At 73.8% G+C, this 2,227-nt stretch carries 2 protein-coding genes; one reads left to right on the forward strand and one right to left on the reverse strand.

Annotated features, from left to right (window positions below; genetic code table 11):
• On the forward strand, positions 1-557 hold a 557-nt coding region (locus tag AB0C29_RS44755), incomplete at its 5' end, for a LysR substrate-binding domain-containing protein (RefSeq protein ID WP_360833948.1).
• On the opposite strand, the gene AB0C29_RS44760 is transcribed toward AB0C29_RS44755, so the two are convergent.
• Positions 558-2,144: a PP2C family protein-serine/threonine phosphatase gene (locus AB0C29_RS44760; protein ID WP_360833950.1), complete on the reverse strand. Its 1,587-nt coding sequence runs from the start codon at positions 2,142-2,144 to the stop codon at positions 558-560.
• Positions 2,145-2,227: the final 83 nt, after the last annotated feature.

A 2,227-nucleotide genomic window follows, 5' to 3' on the forward strand; every position in this document is an offset into this window, starting at 1 on the left:
GGTCGCTGCTGCCCGTCGCGGCCACGCTCGCCGCGACCCACCCCCGGGTCCGTCTGCTGATCCACGAGCACGAGCCGTTCGAGGCGTTCGAGCTGCTCGCTCTGGACGCCGTGGACCTGGCCCTGACCTACGACTACAACCTGGCCCCGGCCGCCTTCGACGCCGCGCTGGAGTCGGTGCCGCTGTGGGAGATGCCGTGGGGTCTCGCGGTGCCCCGGGACGACCCGGGCACCGACTTCGCCGGGTTCGCCGGCCACGACTGGATCGTCAACTCCCGCAACACCGCCGACGAGGACGTGGTCCGGACGATGGCGTCGCTGGTCGGCTTCACACCCCGGATCGTGCACCGGGCGGACAGCCTCGACCTGGTGCAGGACATGATCGTCGCCGGGCTGGGGGTCGGGCTGCTGCCGATGGGGACCGCCACGCTGCCCGGCGTCCGGCTGATCGCCCTGACCGGGGTCGAGGCCCGGCTGCGCTGTTACGCCGTGACCCGGCGCGGCCGGGCGACCTGGCCACCGCTGGCCCTGGTGCTGCGGATGCTGTCCGGCAGCTGATCAGTCCCGGGCGCGGACGACGGCGAGCACCACGTCGTCGTCGGTGCCGCCCGCGAAGTGCCCCAGCAGGTGGTCGCAGATCTGCTCGGCGTCCATCGCGGCGCAGCCCCGCAACACCCGGGTCAGCTCGGCCAGGCCGTCGTCGAGGGTGGCGCCGCGGCGCTCGATCAGGCCGTCGGTGTAGAAGATCACGCTGGTGCCGGGCAGCAGCTGCACCCGGTGGTCGGTCCGCGCGGTGGGGGTCCGGGTGCCCAGCAGCGTCTCGGGGCGGGTCTCCAGCAGCCGTACGACGCCGTCCGGGTCGACCAGCACCGGCGGCGGATGACCCGCGTTGGACCAGCGCAGCGTGCGGGTGCCGTGGTCCTCGCGTTCGATCTGGGCCAGCACCACCGTGGCGAACGCGTCGACAGCGAAGCCCCGCATCGCGTCCTGCAACCCGGTCAGCACCAGCGCCGGCGGTTTGAGCAGCGCGTACGAGATGCCCCGGAGCAGGCTGCGGATCTCGCTCATCGCCGCCGCGGCCCGCCGGTCGTGCCCGGTGACGTCGCCGACCACCACCGTCACCCGGCCGTCGGGCAGGGTGAACGCGTCGTACCAGTCGCCGCCGATGTGCGCGCCCTGGCCGGCCGGCTGGTACCGCACCGCCACCTCGGTGTGCTCGGGCTGCACCGGCGCGGCCAGCAGGCTGCGCTGCAACGCCTCGGCCAGCTCGCGTTCCATGGCCGTGGCGCGGCGCTCGGCCTGCCGGACCCGGGCCCGGTGCAGCCCCTGGGCCAGGGAGGCGCCGAGCAGCCGGAAGAACCGCAGGTACTCCTCGTCGACGGCGAGGTGCGGGCTGACCCGGCTGACCAGGACGGCATCCGAGCGGTCCCGGTCCGCCCCGGTGAGCCGGATCCGGGCGATCCGGCCCTGCCCGGTGATCTCGACCGCCACGTCGCGGTCCAGCGGCGCGGGCCAGGCCGCCGTCGGCACCTGCGCCTCCGGCAGCACGATGTCCACCTCGGGCAGGTCCTCGGGCGCCGAACGCAGCACGGGCAGGGCGTGGTCGAGCAGCTGCCGCACGTCCTCGGCGTCGGCGAGCTGATCGTTGAGCCGGCCCAGCAACGCCAGCCGGCGGGTGCCGAGCACCTGCGCGGTGGTCTCGGCGGCGATGTCGATGGCCCCGGCGATCCGGCCGTCGCTGTCGTGCACGGCCGAGTACGAGAAGGTGAAGTAGGTCTCCTCGAGGAAACCGCGGCGGTCCATCAGCAGGCGCAGATCCTCGACCCATGTCGCGCCCTGCCCGGCCAGCACCGACTCGAGCATCGGGCCGATGGTCGACCAGATCTCGGCGAAGACCTTCGCGGCCGGTGCGCCCAGCGCGGCGGGGTGCTTGTCGCCGATCATCGGCACGTACGCCTCGTTGTAGACGAGAACGTGGTCCGGTCCCCAGAACAAGGTCACCGGAGCCCGGGTGTGCAGGGTCAGATCCAGGGCCGCGAGCAGAGCCGGGCTCCACGACGTGACCGGTCCGAGGGAGGTGGCCGCCCAGTCGACGCGCCGGTACGCGTCCCGCAGCGTCCCGGCAGCAGCGAAGGGATCGGTCACTTGGAGAATGTAGCCCGGCCGCGATCACTCACCGCGGCAGGCCGCCTGGTGGTGCGCGGCCGGTCAGCCCGCGCGGCGGCGGG

Source organism: Actinoplanes sp. NPDC048791 (assembly GCF_040650095.1).
Classification (GTDB): Bacteria; Actinomycetota; Actinomycetes; order Mycobacteriales; family Micromonosporaceae; genus Actinoplanes.